This is a genomic window from Streptomyces sp. NPDC086554 (assembly GCF_040686095.1).
GTDB lineage: Bacteria > Actinomycetota > Actinomycetes > Streptomycetales > Streptomycetaceae > Streptomyces.
The window spans coordinates 229,011-243,933 of the sequence record NZ_JBFBJK010000012.1 but is presented as its reverse complement, the minus strand read 5'-3'; the positions used below and the strand labels follow the sequence as shown (position 1 = coordinate 243,933).

Sequence of the window (14,923 nt, the reverse complement as noted above, 5' to 3'; positions counted from 1 at the left end):
CCTTGACGCTCCAAGACAACCCACCCGCAGGGACCCCCAATGTCCATGGAGCCCGTTGTCCGCATTCCCACGACGCTCGCCGCTCCGCTCGTTCAACGGCTCATCCGCACCACACCTCAACAGCAGCCCACCGCCCCCGAGTTGATCGCCGCCCTCGCCACCTGGCGAGGGCCCGACGCGCCGGCGACCCCGGACGACGTCCACCGCACGGCCGCCGAGTTCGTCCAGCTCGCCGCCGAGGCACACACCGCGCCCGGCGGTGAACTCACCGGCATCGCCGATGTGTTGGCCAGGACCCTGCTGGCCGTCGGCGAGCTCGACCTCACCGACGTCGACGCCGTGCGGCTCGGCCCGCAGGACTACGCCCGGCGGCTCCGGGGGGCCGTGCAGGGCGCGGACCGGGCCCTGACCCCCGACGCCGCCTGGTTTCACGACGAGCTGCTCGTCGCCGTCTGCCTGCATCTGCTCCATCACCTCGTACGCCGCTCCCCGCACATCCAGCAGCAGATGCCCGGCCGCTCCAGCCGCATACGCCAACTCGTCGACCTGAACGACGCGGAAGCCGCCGCCCGGCAGCCCGAACGCTCCCAGGAGGACCGGGACTTCGAGGCCCTGTACGCCGAGGAAGTCGTACGGCAACACGGCTGGCTCACCATCGTCGGCGTGGACCTCGCCAACGCGCCGGACCGCTGGCCCCTGGAGGACACCTACCTCAGCCTGGAGGCCGAGGAGAGCAGCGGCAGCGGAGTGCCGGGCGAGCCGCGGACCGTGCTGCTCGCCGACCGGGCCCTGGAGGGGCACGAGCGTGTGCTGCTGCGCGGTGACGCCGGGTCCGGCAAGACGACCCTCGTGCAGTGGCTCGCGGTGGCCGCGGCCCGCGAGGGCACCCGGGTGCCGTTCGTGCTTCCCGTACGCCGCTTCGCCCGCGAAGGCTTCCCCGCCCCGGACGACTTCCTGCACGCCATCCGCCACCCGCTGGCCGACCGCGCCCCGGAGGGCTGGGTCGTGCGTACGCTCCTCGCCGGTCGCGCCATGCTCCTGGTCGACGGCATCGACGAGGCCCCGGAGGAGACCCGCGGCGAACTGCGCGGCCAGCTCCGCCGTCTCCTGCGCATCTTCTCCGGCAACGGGTGCCTCGTCACCTCGCGTCCCTCCGCCGTCGAGGACGGATGGCTGGCCCAGGAGCGCCTCGCCGAGGAAGGCTTCCGGGAGCTGTCGCTCGCGCCCATGTCACGCGACCAGGTCACCCGGTTCATCCACGACTGGCACGCGGCCGCGCTGAGCGACGAGGCGTGCAAGGAGCAGCGGGACCGCGACGAGCTGAGGGAGTACGAGCAGCGGCTTCTGCACTCCGTACGCATTTACCGCGAACTGCGGCAGCTCGCCACCAACCCCCTGATGTGCGGCCTTATCTGCGCCCTCAACCGCGACCGCTCGGGCTCGCTCCCCAATGGCCGCAAGGAGCTGTACGACGCGGCCCTGGAGATGCTGCTCCAGCGCCGAGATCCCGAGCGGGATGTTCTGTACGCCGATGATGTGCGGCTCCAGCAGGGGCCACGTGAGCTGCTCCTGCGCAAGCTCGCCCACGCCATGGTGGAGGAAGGCGTCTCGGAGCTGCCGCGCCAACGTGTGGTCGGCATCCTGGACGCGGCCCTGCCCGCCATCCCCTCCGCCCGCGTGGCGGGCGACGGCGAAAAGATCTTCCGGCATCTGCTGCACCGCACGGGGCTGCTCCGCGAACAGGCGGGCCTCTCCGTGGACTTCATCCACCGCACCTTCCAGGACTATCTGGCCGCCAAGGAGATCGTGGCCCGCGGGCAGTTCCGTACGCTCGTGGAGCACGCGCACCGCTCCGAGTGGGAGGAGGTCATCCGTATGTCCGCCGCTCACGCACGGCCCGAGGAGTGCGCCGACTTCCTGGAGCGGCTCCTGGCCGCCGCCCCCAACCTCCGCCGCCCGCACGTGAATCACCGGCGTCTGATGGCCGCGGCCTGCCTCGAGCACGTCACCGAGCTCGACCCCGCGGTGCAGCAACTCGTCCACGACCGCACCAAGAACCTCGTACGCCCCACGAACGAACTGGCCGCCCGCAGCCTCGGCTGGGTCGGCCCCATCGTCCTGGAGCAGCTGCCGGACCCCGCGCAGGTGCCGAGCGACCAGCAGGCGCTGCTGCTCGCCATCACAGCGACCCGCGTCCAGGACGACGCCGCCATCGACTACCTCGCCCGCCTGCGCCACCGCTCGGCGCTCTCCATCCGCGCGGAGCTTGTCCGCCCCTGGCGGCACTTCGACACGGAGCGGTACGCGCGCGAGATCATCGCCCATCTGGATCCGGTCGGCCTGTACTTCCCCGTCTCCGACACCGCCGAGCTCGCGGCGCTGCGGCATCTTGGCGGGCGGCCCTGGATCCAGGTGGTCGGCGTCATGCGCACCGAGGAACTCCTGGACGGCCTCGAGCACGAACAGCTCACCCATCTGTGGATCACCGCGGAGCTGGCCGACCCGGACATGTCCTGGCTGTCCCGCTTCCCGAACCTGAGCGTGCTGCGGGTCAACCCCCGGCTGCCGCGGGTACGGAACGTACCGGAGGGCGTGACGATCACGTCGTAAGGGGCGCGGGGAACTGCGCGAGCAACCACAAAGCACCCGCAGCCGGATCAAACCCAGAAAGGGGCTGCCCCGGACCGTTTCTCACGATCCGGGGCAGCCCCTGCACTGCTCAAGGCGGGCCGGAGGCCTACGCCTCCTTGCTCAGGTTAGGCCCGGCGCCGCCACCCGCGGCGGACTCGATCGGCGGAACATCCGGCAGCGCCGTCTTCTCCTCGCCGCGGAAGGTGAACTTGGCGGTCTCGCCCTCGCCCTCCGTGTCGACGACCACGATGTGGCCGGGGCGCAGCTCGCCGAAGAGGATCTTCTCCGACAGGATGTCCTCGATCTCGCGCTGGATCGTCCGGCGCAGCGGCCGGGCGCCCAGGACCGGGTCGTAACCCTTCTTCGCGAGGAGCGACTTGGCGGTCGAGCTGAGCTCGATGCCCATGTCGCGGTCCTTCAGGCGCTCGTCCACCTTGGCGATCATGAGGTCGACGATCTGGATGATGTCTTCCTCGGTGAGCTGGTGGAAGACCACCGTGTCGTCGACACGGTTCAGGAACTCCGGGCGGAAGTGCTGCTTCAGCTCGTCGTTGACCTTGGTCTTCATGCGCTCGTAGTTCGTCTTGACGTCACCCGCCGCGGCGAATCCCAGGTTGAAGCCCTTGGAGATGTCACGCGTGCCGAGGTTGGTCGTCATGATGATGACCGTGTTCTTGAAGTCCACGACCCGGCCCTGGGAGTCGGTCAGGCGACCGTCTTCCAGGATCTGCAGGAGCGAGTTGAAGATATCCGGGTGGGCCTTCTCGACCTCGTCGAAGAGGACGACCGAGAACGGCTTGCGGCGGACCTTCTCCGTCAGCTGACCGCCCTCTTCGTAACCGACATATCCGGGCGGCGAACCGAAGAGACGCGAGACCGTGTGCTTCTCGCTGAACTCCGACATGTCGAGCGAGATCAGGGCGTCCTCGTCACCGAAGAGGAATTCGGCGAGCGTCTTGGAAAGCTCCGTCTTACCGACACCGGACGGGCCGGCGAAGATGAACGAACCACCGGGGCGCTTCGGGTCCTTCAGACCGGCGCGCGTGCGCCGAATCGCCTGCGAAAGCGCCTTGATGGCGTCCTTCTGACCGATGACCCGCTTGTGGAGCTCGTCCTCCATGCGGAGCAGCCGCGAGGACTCCTCCTCGGTGAGCTTGAAGACCGGAATGCCCGTCGCCGTGGCGAGGACCTCGGCGATGAGCTCGCCGTCGACCTCGGCGACGACGTCCATGTCGCCGGCCTTCCATTCCTTCTCGCGCTTGGCCTTCGCCGCGAGCAGCTGCTTCTCCTTGTCGCGGAGAGAGGCCGCCTTCTCGAAGTCCTGGGAGTCGATGGCCGACTCCTTGTCGCGGCGGACGCCCGCGATCTTCTCGTCGAACTCGCGGAGGTCCGGCGGCGCGGTCATCCGGCGGATGCGCATCCGGGAGCCGGCCTCGTCGATCAGGTCGATGGCCTTGTCCGGCAGGAAGCGGTCCGAGATGTACCGGTCGGCCAGGGTGGCGGCCTGGACCAGCGCCTCGTCCGTGATGGAGACCCTGTGGTGGGCCTCGTAACGGTCGCGCAGACCCTTGAGAATCTCGATGGTGTGCGGCAGGGACGGCTCCGCGACCTGGATGGGCTGGAAGCGGCGCTCGAGGGCCGCGTCCTTCTCCAGGTGCTTGCGGTACTCGTCCAGCGTCGTGGCACCGATGGTCTGCAGCTCGCCTCGGGCCAGCATGGGCTTGAGGATCGAGGCGGCGTCGATCGCGCCCTCGGCGGCGCCCGCACCCACCAGGGTGTGGAGCTCGTCGATGAACAGGATGATGTCGCCGCGGGTGCGGATCTCCTTGAGGACCTTCTTCAGGCGCTCCTCGAAGTCACCGCGGTAGCGCGAACCGGCGACCAGCGCGCCGAGGTCCAGGGTGTAGAGGTGCTTGTCCTTGAGGGTCTCGGGCACCTCGCCCTTGACGATGGCCTGCGCCAGGCCCTCGACGACGGCGGTCTTGCCGACGCCGGGCTCGCCGATGAGCACGGGGTTGTTCTTCGTACGGCGGGACAGCACCTGCATGACCCGCTCGATCTCCTTCTCGCGCCCGATGACCGGGTCGAGCTTGGACTCACGAGCGGCCTGGGTGAGATTCCGGCCGAACTGGTCGAGCACCAGGGACGTGGAGGGCGTGCCCTCGGCAGGACCGCCCGCGGTGGCGGTCTCCTTGCCCTGGTATCCGGAGAGCAGCTGGATGACCTGCTGCCGCACCCGGTTGAGATCGGCACCCAGCTTGACCAGGACCTGGGCGGCGACGCCCTCGCCCTCGCGGATCAGGCCGAGCAGGATGTGCTCCGTGCCGATGTAGTTGTGGCCCAGCTGAAGGGCCTCGCGGAGCGAAAGCTCCAGGACCTTCTTGGCACGAGGGGTGAAGGGGATGTGCCCGGACGGGGCCTGCTGGCCCTGACCGATGATCTCCTCCACCTGCTGGCGGACCGCCTCGAGCGAAATCCCGAGGCTCTCCAGGGCCTTAGCGGCGACACCCTCGCCCTCGTGGATCAAGCCCAGGAGGATGTGCTCGGTGCCGATGTAGTTGTGGTTGAGCATCCGGGCTTCTTCCTGAGCCAGGACGACAACCCGCCGCGCGCGGTCGGTGAACCTCTCGAACATCGTTAATCGCTCCTCAGAGCGGTCAGAAAGATTGGGGACGATCCCCTCCCTGTCCTTCCGCAGCTTAGTCCCGCAAGCGGGGACCGCTCATTCCAACTGCCGACACCCGGCCGAGAACAAGAGGTGCCTCCTGACCCCGAACGCCGACAACTGCTCCAACCCGATGGTGCGAGACGATGTTCCCGCAGGCCAGGCACTTACCCTCGCCACGGCTACGCCGATGGCGAACGTGAGACGGCCTTGCGCGCGTGTCGCCCCTCCCCACTAGGGATGTCTTACCCGTAACGACTGACACTCCATGCGGCGCACCCCGGTTCCCTCCGCTACGGGCGAACACCCTTGCGCCGCCGAACACGCTTTTACGCCCCCAATCCGGACACTCTGCGCGTTCGTCCGGGCACCCTGCGTAACCCGTCGGCCCTTCGGGCGGTTGCTCAGACATGGCCCTCACCGTTCCCCAGCCCCGCCTGCCGTACGAGCAGAGCGATCCGGTGCGTCAGTGGTACGAGAACGAGCTCGGCTGGGCGACCGAGGATCCGCGTCCCGGGCTGCCGGTACGGCTGCTCACGGGGCTGCGCTTCGATGTGCTCGAACTTCCCGCGGAGGCCGGCTTCGCCGCGCTGCGGCATCTCGGGCCGAAGGCTCCGGTGGCATTGCGCGGGGAATCGATGCGGCTCTTCGTGGCCGCGGGGAGCGCCGAGGAACTGCCGGGGCTCCTGGAGTGGCTGGAGTGGGGTGACATCCCGCTGGAGCTCACAGCCGTCGGGGCGGGTGGGCGGACCGATGCGCCCACGCCCCCGGGGTGGTCCGGCTCGCGGGGGGCGGCCGTCTGGCTGCGCCCCCCAGAGCCCGGGTGCGAGGTGGAGCCGACGCTGCCGGCACTGCCGTCCCTGTACTGCGTGGGGGGTGGCACCGTGCCCCACAGCGACCCCGCCGTGGGCTCCGGTCTCGTACGACTTGTGGACACGGCGGCAACGCAGTGCCACCGGGTCCGTCTGCGACGGGGCCGTCGTCAGCCGTTGGCCTTCTCGTAGGCCTCGCGGATGGACGCGGGGACACGGCCGCGGTCGTTGACCTCGAAACCGTTCTCCTTCGCCCAGGCGCGAATGGCCGCGGTGTCCTGACTGCCGCTCGCTGCTGCGGCACGGGCCTTGGAGCGCCCGGCCGAACCACGGCCACCGGTACGACGACCGCCCTTGAGGTAAGGCTCAAGAAGACCGCGGAGCTTGTCCGCGTTCGACGTGGTGAGGTCAATCTCGTACGACTTGCCGTCCAACGCGAACGTGACCGTCTCGTCCGCCTCGCCACCGTCGAGGTCATCGACAAGAAGGACCTGAACCTTCTGTGCCACCGGATTTCCTTTCATCGATAACTTCAGGGCCGGACCGTGCGGCGTGAGCCGCTGAATCGCCGCCCCCTGTTATATGCAGTACTGCAGTACATCGGAAAGCAAACCGCTTTTGCTGGAAAAACACAAACCCCCGGGAGAGACCGGGGACCCCGAGAACCCAGGAAACATGCGCGTTTCGGACATAGGGAACCGGGGCAGCAGGCGTTCGGAATACGCAGCGACGATCACAGATGCAGAAGCATCCGGCTGTTGCCCAAGGTGTTCGGTTTCACTCGTTCGAGGCCGAGGAACTCGGCGACGCCCTCGTCATTGGAACGCAGCAGCTCGCTGTAGACATCTCCGTCGACCGGCGTCTCACCGATCTCCACGAAGCCGTGCTTCGCGAAGAAGTCGACTTCGAAGGTGAGACAGAAAACCCGCCGGACACCGAGCCAGCGAGCGGTCTGCAGCAACTTACCCAACACCTGATGTCCCACTCCGGCGCCCTTGACATCGGGCTTCACCGCGAGTGTGCGCACTTCCGCGAGGTCTTCCCACATCACATGCAGGGCGCCGCAGCCGACGACCTCGGCGTTGTCGTCGCGTTCCGCCACCCAGAACTCCTGGATGGACTCGTAAAGCGCGACGGTCGCTTTGTCGAGCAGGATCCCCTGGCGGGTGTAGGAGTCGAGGAGGTCGCGCACGGCCGGGACATCGGCGGTGCGCGCCCTGCGTACGGAGACTGCTTTTGCGCTGAGTTCAGGGGGTTCTGCTGGCATGACCGGACGCTATCGTTCTGCTTCGCCCTCCGCCGCGCCGGGGTTCGGCGGGTTCGGTGGCTGAACGTTCGGCCCTTGAACCATGCGCACCGCGTCGTTGAGCGCTTCGCGCTGTTCCGGCGACATCATGCCGAAGAAGGCGACAAGAGCGGCCGCGGGGTTGTCACTCTGAGACCATGCTTCGTTCATCAGTGCGGCCGCGTAGGCGGCCCGAGTGGAGACCGCCTCATATCGATAGGCACGGCCTTCCGCTTCGCGGCGCACCCAGCCCTTCTGATGGAGATTGTCCAAAACGGTCATGACAGTGGTGTAGGCGATGGACCGTTCCTGCTGAAGGTCTTCAAGGACTTCCCGAACGGTCACGGGGCGGTTCCACTTCCACACCCGTGTCATGACTGAGTCTTCGAGTTCTCCCAAGGGGCGAGGCACACCAGAACAATAGTGGGAGATGTCACTAATGCCGTGACGGACGTGGCGGAGGTGTCATTTACCCAACAAAAAGGGCGTACGACTCGGAATGTGAGCGAGTCGTACGCCGTGCGTGCGTGAGGGGTGACCCGGGGTCACCGGGAGTCCGCCGTGGTCAGGGCTGCGGAGACTGCCGGACGCCCTCGGCGCGGGTGACCGCCGCGTCGACCGCCGCGTCCTCCTTGGCCTTGTTGGCGCCGCCCTGGGTCTTCACGATCGTCACGATGAGACCGCCGAAGAACACGGCCATCACTACGGGGGGCAGGAGCGCGGAGACGTAGTCCATGCCCCCAGAGTAGCTAGCCCGCCACGAGATGATGCGCCGGGTCCGCCGGATTTGCCGGAGCCGCCGGGTCGGCAGGCTCCGCCGGGTCCGCCGGGCGGCGCTTGGGCGGGAAGACCTCGGCCGGGGTCGGCACGGGGCGGCCCGGCTCGGGTGCGGCCGGCCGGCGGGCCGGGGCTGCCGGGGTCTTGGGCTTGGGCTTGGGTGCCGCGGGGGCCTCCGCCTCGCTGCGGCCGCCGGGGAGGGCGAGCAGGCGCGTGCGCGACGCGCGGACGCGGGACCGCGGGGCGGCCATGGTCTCCACGGCCGTACGCCCCGACAGGCGGGCGCGTACGTCGCGTTCGGCGAGGGCGCGGCAGCGTTCCAGGAGGGCGGTGGCGACCGGGTTGCCGCGCAGCGCCCGCAGCGCGGCGAGGTCGTCGGGGCCCGGCTGGTAGCCGGAGCCGATGACGTCCTCCAGGAGCGCGAGGTAGCTGGTCGCGGTGCCGGGCAGGGCCGCCCGGTAGCGGGCGAGGTCGGCCAGCAGGAAGGCGCGGAGCCTGGAGCCCTCGCGCGCCGCCTCGTCGACGGAGTCGGCGAGGCGGAGGCAGTCCTTGACGTCCTCGTCGGAGACGGGGCTGGGATGCAGGGCGAGGGCCAGAGCGCGGCGGAGCACACGCAGCTCCTCCGCACTGAAGGCCATGCCGCCGCGGGAACCGTATGGCGTGGGCATGGGCCGACGATACGCTCTAAACGGACAAAATCGGTTTAACGCCAATCTTTGGCGTGGCTTGGCTGCGGGGGGGCCTGGCGGTCCTGGGGGGCCTGGCGGTCCTGGGGGTCCGGGTCCAGGTCCCCGGCTCAGTCCGCGCGGCGGCGGACCATCGCGAAGGCGACCGCGCCGACCCCGAGCGCCGCGGCCCCGGCGAGGGCGATCCACGGGAGGACGCCTGCGCCGGTGTCCGCCATGGTGCCGTCGGGGGCCGGTGATTCGGCGACTCCGGGCGCGCTCGTCGTGCCGGGCGTGCCCGAAGCGCTCGACGGCGACGTGGTGGCCGCCGCGGGCGCGGTGGTCGCGCCGGGGCCGTCGGCGTGGATCGTGGTCACGATCGGGGGCGTGGGCACGGCGTGCACCGCGGTGGCCGTCCCTGCCGGTCCCGCGAACCCGATCAGCACCGCGGCCGCCACCGCCGCGGCCGCTCTTCCGCTACGCCCCATTTGCCCCACGCCCACTAGACACCCGCCCAACTCCCGTCCCTGCGCAGACTCTTGTATGGGGCGGAGGGTTGTGTGCGCAACCCCGCTCAGGTGCGGAAACGGTCAACTGCGGGAAACATTGCGCTCGTAGACCAGCCGCAGGCCGATCAGGGTCAGCCACGGCTCGTGCTCGTCGATGACCGAGGCCTCGCCGAGCACCATCGGCGCGAGGCCGCCGGTCGCGATGACCGTGACGTCGTCGGGATCGCCGCCGGGGCCCGCCAGTTCGCGCGCCATGCGCTGTACGACACCGTCGACCTGGCCCGCGAAGCCGTACAGGATGCCCGACTGCATGGCCTCCACGGTGTTCTTGCCGATGACGCTGCGCGGCCGGGCCAGCTCGATCTTGCGGAGCTGCGCACCGCGTACACCGAGCGCCTCTACGGAGATCTCGATGCCGGGGGCGATGACGCCGCCGGCGTACTCGCCGCGCGCGGAGACCGCGTCGAACGTCGTCGCCGTACCGAAGTCGACGACGATGGCGGGGCCTCCGTAGAGCTCGACCGCCGCGACCGCGTTGATGATGCGGTCGGCGCCGACCTCCTTCGGGTTGTCCATGAGGATCGGTACGCCGGTCTTGATGCCGGGCTCCACGAGGACGGCGGGCACGTCTCCGTAGTAGCGCCTTGTGACCTCGCGCAGTTCGTGCAGGACGGACGGGACCGTCGAGCAGATGGCGATGCCGTCGATGCCGTCGCCCAGTTCGTCGCCGAGCAGCGGGTGCATGCCCATCAGGCCGTTGAGCAGCACGGCGAGCTCGTCGGCGGTGCGGCGGGCGTCGGTGGAGATGCGCCAGTGCTCGACGATCTCCTCGCCGTCGAAGAGGCCAAGGACGGTGTGGGTGTTTCCGACGTCGATGGTCAGCAGCATGTCGTCATCACTCCGCCGCGCGCAGGTCGAGGCCGATGTCCAGGATCGGGGAGGAGTGGGTGAGGCCGCCCACCGCGAGGAAGTCGACGCCCGTGTCCGCGTACGCGCGGGCGTTCTCCAGGGTGAGGCGGCCGGAGGACTCCAGGATCGCGCGGCCGTGCACGATGGCGATGGCCTCCTCGGTCTCGCCCGGCGTGAAGTTGTCCAGGAGGATCAGGTCGGCGCCCGCGTCCACGACCTCGCGCAGCTGGTGCAGGGTGTCGACCTCGACCTCCACGGCCAGGTCGGGGAAGGCGTCGCGTACGGCCTTGAAGGCCTGCTCCACGCCGCCGGCGGCCACTACGTGGTTGTCCTTCACCAGGGCCGCGTCCGAGAGCGACATGCGGTGGTTGACGCCGCCGCCCATGCGGACCGCGTACTTCTCCAGGGCGCGCAGGCCGGCCGTCGTCTTGCGGGTGTCGCGGACCTTGGTCTTCGTGCCTTCGAGTGCGTCGGCCCACGCGCGCGTGGCGGTCGCGATACCGGAGAGGCGGCACAGGAGGTTGAGCGCGCTGCGCTCGGCGGTGAGCAGGTCGCGGGTGCGGGTGGTGACGCTGAGCAGCCTGTCGCCCGCCTCGACCCGCTCGCCGTCCTCGACGTGCCGCTCGACCTCGAAGGTGTCCGTGCAGACGAGGGAGATGACGGCCTCGGCGACGCGCAGGCCCGCGACCGTGCCGGCCTCACGCGCGGTGAAGTCGCCGGTGGCGACGGCCTCTTCGGGGATCGTGGCGACCGAGGTGACGTCCACGCCGCCGTCCAGGTCCTCCGAGACCGCCATGTGCGCGATGTCCTCGACCTGGACGGGGTCGAGCCCGGCGTCGGCCAGGAGCTGCGCGAGGGCGGGGTCGAGTCCGCACTCCATCGGGTCGTAGGCGTCGTCTCCGCCGCAGCCGCAGGCGTCGCCGCAGCCGCCGCCGACGGGGGCGATGGGGAGGTCGGGGGTGCTGCTCACGGTCACTTCTCCTGAAGTCTTGTCGTCGGGGGGAAGTCGGGGGTCTCGGTCGTCCACACGGCCAGCGTCCGGTCCGCGTTGAGACGTACGACGATGTGGCGGCGCCAGGCCGTGTCGTCGCGGTCGGCGTGATCCTCGCGCCAGTGGCAGCCGCGGGTCTCCTCGCGGCGCTGCGCGGCGGCCACCAGGACGCGGGCGACGCACAGGAGGTTCGTCGTCTCCCACGTGTCGACGCCGGGCTCGGCGGTCTTGCCGTCCTCGGCGAGCGCGCCCGCGGCTTCGGCGTGGATGCGGGCGAGCCGGGCCGCGGCCCCGGATAGGGAGTCGGCGGACCTGAGCACTCCGGCGCCGTCGGTCATGACGCGCTGGATGGTGAAGCGGGCCTCGGACGGCAGCAGGGGGTGCTCGGGGGCGTCGGGGTGGTCCCTCGGCGCGGGCACGCGCGCGTGGAGGGCATTCTCCGCGTGGCGCGCGGCGATGTCCGCGGCGATGCGCTCGGCGTAGACCAGGCCTTCCAGAAGGGAGTTGGAGGCGAGGCGGTTGGCGCCGTGCACGCCCGTGCAGGCGACCTCGCCGCAGGCGTAGAGGCCCGGCACTGTGGTGCGTCCGTGCGGGTCCGTGCGGACGCCGCCGGAGGCGTAGTGCGCGGCCGGGGCGACGGGGATGGGCTCGGTGACGGGGTCGATGCCGTGCGCGCGGCAGGCAGCGAGGATCGTCGGGAAGCGGCTCTCCCACATCTCGGCGCCGAAGTGCCGGGCGTCCAAGTACATGTGGTCGGTGCCCCGCTCCTGCATGCGGCGCGTGATGCCCTTGGCGACGATGTCGCGGGGCGCCAGCTCGGCGAGCTCGTGCTGCCCGACCATGAAGCGCACCCCGTCGGCGTCCACGAGGTGCGCGCCCTCGCCACGCACGGCTTCGGAGACGAGCGGCTGCTGGCCCTCCGCGTCCGCACCGAGGAAGAGCACGGTGGGGTGGAACTGCACGAATTCGAGGTCGCTCACCTCGGCGCCCGCGCGCAGGGCGAGTGCGACGCCGTCGCCCGTGGACACGGACGGGTTGGTGGTCGCGGAGAAGACCTGGCCCATGCCACCGGTGGCGAGGACCACCGCGGGGGCGTGCACGGCGCCCACTCCGTCGTGCTGGCCCTCGCCCATGACGTGCAGGGAGACTCCGGCGGTGCGGCCGTCGGCGTCCGTCAGGAGGTCGAGGGCCAGGGCGTTCTCGACGGTCGGTATGCCACGCGCGCGTACCGCCTCGACCAGGGCGCGGGAGATCTCCGCGCCGGTCGCGTCACCGCCCGCGTGCGCGATGCGGCGGCGGTGGTGGCCGCCCTCGCGGGTCAGCTCGATGGCGCCTTCGGGGCCCGTGTCGAAGTGGGCGCCGGTCTCGATGAGGCGGCGTACGGCGTCGGGTCCCTCGGTGACGAGGGTGCGCACCGCCTCTTCGTCGCACAGGCCCACGCCCGCGACGAGCGTGTCGTCCAGGTGCTGTTCGGGGGTGTCGCCATCGCCGAGTGCCGCGGCGATGCCGCCCTGGGCCCAGCGCGTGGAGCCGTCGTCCAGGCGGGCCTTGGTGACCACGACCGGCTTCAGGCCGGCCGCCGAGCAGCGCAGGGCGGCGGTCAGGCCAGCCACTCCGGAGCCGACGACCACGATGTCGGCGTCCAGGGACCATCCAGGGGCGGGGGCGTGCAGCCGTATTCCGGTGGCACTCATGCGGTGGCTCCGAACGTGAGCGGGATGTTGTCGATCAACCGGGTCGCGCCGACCTTGGCCGCCACGGCGAGGACCGCGTCGCCCGTGTGGTCAGGACGCACGTCCGTGAAGTCGGCCGGGTCGACAAGCGCCAAGTAGTCGAGCTCTAGCGGCGGTTGGCGGCGGGCCGCCTCGTCGATGACCTGGCGGGCCGCGGCGCGGACGGCCGCGGGGCCGCCGGGCACGGTCGGCGTGACGGACTGGGCGACGGCGTGCGCGTCGGCGGCGGCGCGGGACTCCCCCAGCGCGTTCAGGGCGGCGGCACGCGCGTGCGTGGCGGGGGCGCTCGCCGCCCGTGCGCGCAGGGCCTCCTGCGCGGCGTGCCGGTCGCGGCCCGCGAAGAGGGCCTGGGAGAGCGCGAGGGCGGTGCGCCGCTCGGCCGCGGACAGGTAGCGGTTGCGGCTGGAGAGCGCCAGGCCGTCGTCCTCGCGCACCGTGGGTACGCCGACGATCTCGATGCCGAAGTTCAGGTCCCGCACCATGCGGCGGATGAGGGCGAGCTGCTGGGCGTCCTTCTGTCCGTACAGCGCCACATCGGGGCGGGTGAGGTGGAGGAGTTTGGCGACGACCGTGAGCATGCCGTCGAAGTGACCGGGGCGGGTGGCCCCTTCGAGGCGGGTGCCCATGGGTCCCGCGCTGACGCGGACCTGGGGTTCGCCGCCCGGGTAGACCTCGTCGACGGACGGGGCGAACACGAAGTCCGCGCCCTCCTGTTCGGCGATCTTGATGTCGGCGTCCAGGGTGCGCGGGTAGCGGTCGAGGTCCTCGCCCGCGCCGAACTGGAGAGGGTTCACGAAGACCGTGACGACGACCTCGCCCTCGTCGCCCGCGATGCGGCGCGCGGTGCGGATGAGCGTGGCGTGGCCCTCGTGCAGGGCGCCCATCGTCATGACGACGGCGCGGTGTCCCTCACGCGTGCGCGTGCGCAGGGCGTCGGCGGTGTGCAGGAGGGCGGTCATCGGCTCTCTCCCTCGGTGTCGCCGGCCCCGCCCGCGCCGTTGGCCAGGACCCCCAGGAGGTCCTCGGCGAGCTCCGGCTTGAGCAGTCCGTGGGCGAGCGCTCGGTCGGCGGTGGCACGGGCCATCGCCAGGTATCCGGCGACGGTCTGCGGGGCGTGCTTGCGCAGCTCGGCGACGTGGGCGGCGACGGTGCCCGCGTCCCCGCGGGCGACGGGTCCGGTGAGGGCGGCGTCGCCGGACCGCAGCGCGTTGTCGAGCGCGGCGCCGAGCAGCGGGCCGAGCATCCGGTCGGGGGCCTCGACGCCTGCGTCCCGGAGCAGCTCCATGGACTCGGCGACCAGCGTGACCAGGTGGTTCGCGCCGAGCGCGAGGGCCGCGTGGTAGAGCGGCCGCGACTCCTCGGCGATCCATTCGGGCTCGCCGCCCATCTCGATGACGAGCGCCTCGGCCGCGAGCCGCAGCTCGTCGGGGGCGGTCACGCCGAAGGAGCAGCCGGCCAGGCGCTGTACGTCCACGGGGGTGCCGGTGAAGGTCATGGCCGGGTGCAGCGCGAGCGGCAGGGCGCCGGCCCGCAGCGCCGGTTCGAGCACCTTCGTGCCGTACCGCCCCGATGTGTGCACGAGGAGCTGGCCGGGGCGGACGGCACCGGTCTCGACGAGGCCGTCGACCAGGCCCGGAAGGGCGTCGTCCGGCACGGTCAGGAGGACGAGGTCGGCACGCTCGAGGACCTGGGCGGGCGGGACGAGGGGGACGTCGGGCAGCAGGATCGCAGCCCGGCGCACGGAGGCGTCGGAGACGCCGGACGCGGCGACCGGGCGGTGCCCGGCGAGCTGGAGCGCCGCGGCGAGCGCGGGGCCGACCCGGCCCGCTCCCACGACGCCCACCGTGAGCCTCGCGGGGCGGTCCCGCGGGTCTGGCTGATGAGGTGCGTTCACGCGATGACGCCTTCCCGTTCCAGTCCGCTCGGGGTACCGGACGATTTCTCGT

At 70.8% G+C, this 14,923-nt stretch carries 14 protein-coding genes; 2 read left to right on the top strand and 12 right to left on the bottom strand.

All coding sequences use genetic code 11. From position 1 onward, the window contains the following. Window positions 1–45: 45 nt before the first annotated feature. Window positions 46–2,610 carry an NACHT domain-containing protein gene (locus AB0O76_RS22030; RefSeq protein WP_365493727.1) on the top strand — a complete coding sequence of 855 codons (2,565 nt, stop codon included), beginning with the start codon at window positions 46–48 and terminating at the stop codon, window positions 2,608–2,610. A gap of 127 nt (window positions 2,611–2,737) precedes the next feature. On the opposite strand, the gene AB0O76_RS22025 is transcribed toward AB0O76_RS22030, so the two are convergent. Next, window positions 2,738–5,266 carry an ATP-dependent Clp protease ATP-binding subunit gene (locus AB0O76_RS22025; RefSeq protein WP_365493724.1) on the bottom strand — a complete coding sequence of 843 codons (2,529 nt, stop codon included), beginning with the start codon at window positions 5,264–5,266 and terminating at the stop codon, window positions 2,738–2,740. A 440-nt stretch (window positions 5,267–5,706) separates the two neighbouring features. Here AB0O76_RS22025 and AB0O76_RS22020 point away from each other — a divergent pair, with 440 nt between their 5' ends. Continuing rightward, window positions 5,707–6,300 (top strand): SCO3374 family protein, encoded by a 594-nt coding sequence (locus AB0O76_RS22020; RefSeq protein ID WP_365493721.1) that lies wholly within the window; start codon window positions 5,707–5,709, stop codon window positions 6,298–6,300. Here the strand turns inward: AB0O76_RS22020 and AB0O76_RS22015 are convergent. The 11 genes from AB0O76_RS22015 to AB0O76_RS21965 all read right to left on the bottom strand — a co-directional run bounded on the left by AB0O76_RS22015 (window position 6,279) and on the right by AB0O76_RS21965 (window position 14,871). After that, the gene (locus AB0O76_RS22015; protein ID WP_365493717.1) at window positions 6,279–6,617 is read right to left on the bottom strand and encodes an Lsr2 family protein; all 339 of its coding nucleotides are present in this window, start codon (window positions 6,615–6,617) and stop codon (window positions 6,279–6,281) included. The two genes, AB0O76_RS22020 and AB0O76_RS22015, sit on opposite strands and share 22 nt — an antisense overlap. 224 nt (window positions 6,618–6,841) lie before the next feature. Further along, complete coding sequence (locus tag AB0O76_RS22010; RefSeq protein ID WP_365493714.1) at window positions 6,842–7,375, bottom strand: amino-acid N-acetyltransferase; 534 nt, start codon at window positions 7,373–7,375, stop codon at window positions 6,842–6,844. Between the two features lie 9 nt (window positions 7,376–7,384). Continuing rightward, window positions 7,385–7,804 carry a BlaI/MecI/CopY family transcriptional regulator gene (locus AB0O76_RS22005; protein WP_365493711.1) on the bottom strand — a complete coding sequence of 140 codons (420 nt, stop codon included), beginning with the start codon at window positions 7,802–7,804 and terminating at the stop codon, window positions 7,385–7,387. A 154-nt stretch (window positions 7,805–7,958) separates the two neighbouring features. Then, window positions 7,959–8,129 (bottom strand): hypothetical protein, encoded by a 171-nt coding sequence (locus AB0O76_RS22000; protein WP_365493708.1) that lies wholly within the window; start codon window positions 8,127–8,129, stop codon window positions 7,959–7,961. Between the two features lie 13 nt (window positions 8,130–8,142). Then, complete coding sequence (locus AB0O76_RS21995) at window positions 8,143–8,808, bottom strand: hypothetical protein (protein WP_365493857.1); 666 nt, start codon at window positions 8,806–8,808, stop codon at window positions 8,143–8,145. Window positions 8,809–8,966: 158 nt separating this feature from the next. Continuing rightward, the gene (locus AB0O76_RS21990) at window positions 8,967–9,323 is read right to left on the bottom strand and encodes a hypothetical protein (protein WP_365493706.1); all 357 of its coding nucleotides are present in this window, start codon (window positions 9,321–9,323) and stop codon (window positions 8,967–8,969) included. A gap of 102 nt (window positions 9,324–9,425) precedes the next feature. Further along, the gene (locus AB0O76_RS21985; protein ID WP_365493703.1) at window positions 9,426–10,232 is read right to left on the bottom strand and encodes a type III pantothenate kinase; all 807 of its coding nucleotides are present in this window, start codon (window positions 10,230–10,232) and stop codon (window positions 9,426–9,428) included. A gap of 7 nt (window positions 10,233–10,239) precedes the next feature. Then, complete coding sequence (nadC, locus tag AB0O76_RS21980) at window positions 10,240–11,229, bottom strand: carboxylating nicotinate-nucleotide diphosphorylase (protein WP_365493700.1); 990 nt, start codon at window positions 11,227–11,229, stop codon at window positions 10,240–10,242. After that, window positions 11,226–12,938 (bottom strand): L-aspartate oxidase, encoded by a 1,713-nt coding sequence (locus tag AB0O76_RS21975; RefSeq protein WP_365493697.1) that lies wholly within the window; start codon window positions 12,936–12,938, stop codon window positions 11,226–11,228. The genes nadC and AB0O76_RS21975 overlap by 4 nt, the downstream gene beginning before the upstream one ends. Continuing rightward, window positions 12,935–13,936, bottom strand: coding sequence for a pantoate--beta-alanine ligase (panC, locus tag AB0O76_RS21970; RefSeq protein ID WP_365493694.1), 1,002 nt, complete (start codon window positions 13,934–13,936; stop codon window positions 12,935–12,937). The genes AB0O76_RS21975 and panC overlap by 4 nt, the downstream gene beginning before the upstream one ends. After that, window positions 13,933–14,871: a DUF2520 domain-containing protein gene (locus AB0O76_RS21965; RefSeq protein WP_365493691.1), complete on the bottom strand. Its 939-nt coding sequence runs from the start codon at window positions 14,869–14,871 to the stop codon at window positions 13,933–13,935. The genes panC and AB0O76_RS21965 overlap by 4 nt, the downstream gene beginning before the upstream one ends. Between the last annotated feature and the right edge of the window lie 52 nt (window positions 14,872–14,923).

Excerpts from the sequence above, each read along its gene's own strand:
- AB0O76_RS22000 (WP_365493708.1), bottom strand. The coding sequence starts at position 8,129 with ATGGACTACGTCTCCGCGCTCCTGCCCCCCGTAGTGATGGCCGTGTTC.
- panC (WP_365493694.1), bottom strand. The coding sequence starts at position 13,936 with ATGACCGCCCTCCTGCACACCGCCGACGCCCTGCGCACGCGCACGCGT.
- AB0O76_RS22010 (WP_365493714.1), bottom strand. The coding sequence starts at position 7,375 with ATGCCAGCAGAACCCCCTGAACTCAGCGCAAAAGCAGTCTCCGTACGC.
- AB0O76_RS21985 (WP_365493703.1), bottom strand. The coding sequence starts at position 10,232 with ATGCTGCTGACCATCGACGTCGGAAACACCCACACCGTCCTTGGCCTC.
- AB0O76_RS22030 (WP_365493727.1), top strand. The coding sequence starts at position 46 with ATGGAGCCCGTTGTCCGCATTCCCACGACGCTCGCCGCTCCGCTCGTT.
- AB0O76_RS22025 (WP_365493724.1), bottom strand. The coding sequence starts at position 5,266 with ATGTTCGAGAGGTTCACCGACCGCGCGCGGCGGGTTGTCGTCCTGGCT.
- AB0O76_RS22020 (WP_365493721.1), top strand. The coding sequence starts at position 5,707 with ATGGCCCTCACCGTTCCCCAGCCCCGCCTGCCGTACGAGCAGAGCGAT.
- AB0O76_RS21990 (WP_365493706.1), bottom strand. The coding sequence starts at position 9,323 with ATGGGGCGTAGCGGAAGAGCGGCCGCGGCGGTGGCGGCCGCGGTGCTG.
- AB0O76_RS21975 (WP_365493697.1), bottom strand. The coding sequence starts at position 12,938 with ATGAGTGCCACCGGAATACGGCTGCACGCCCCCGCCCCTGGATGGTCC.
- AB0O76_RS21995 (WP_365493857.1), bottom strand. The coding sequence starts at position 8,808 with ATGGCCTTCAGTGCGGAGGAGCTGCGTGTGCTCCGCCGCGCTCTGGCC.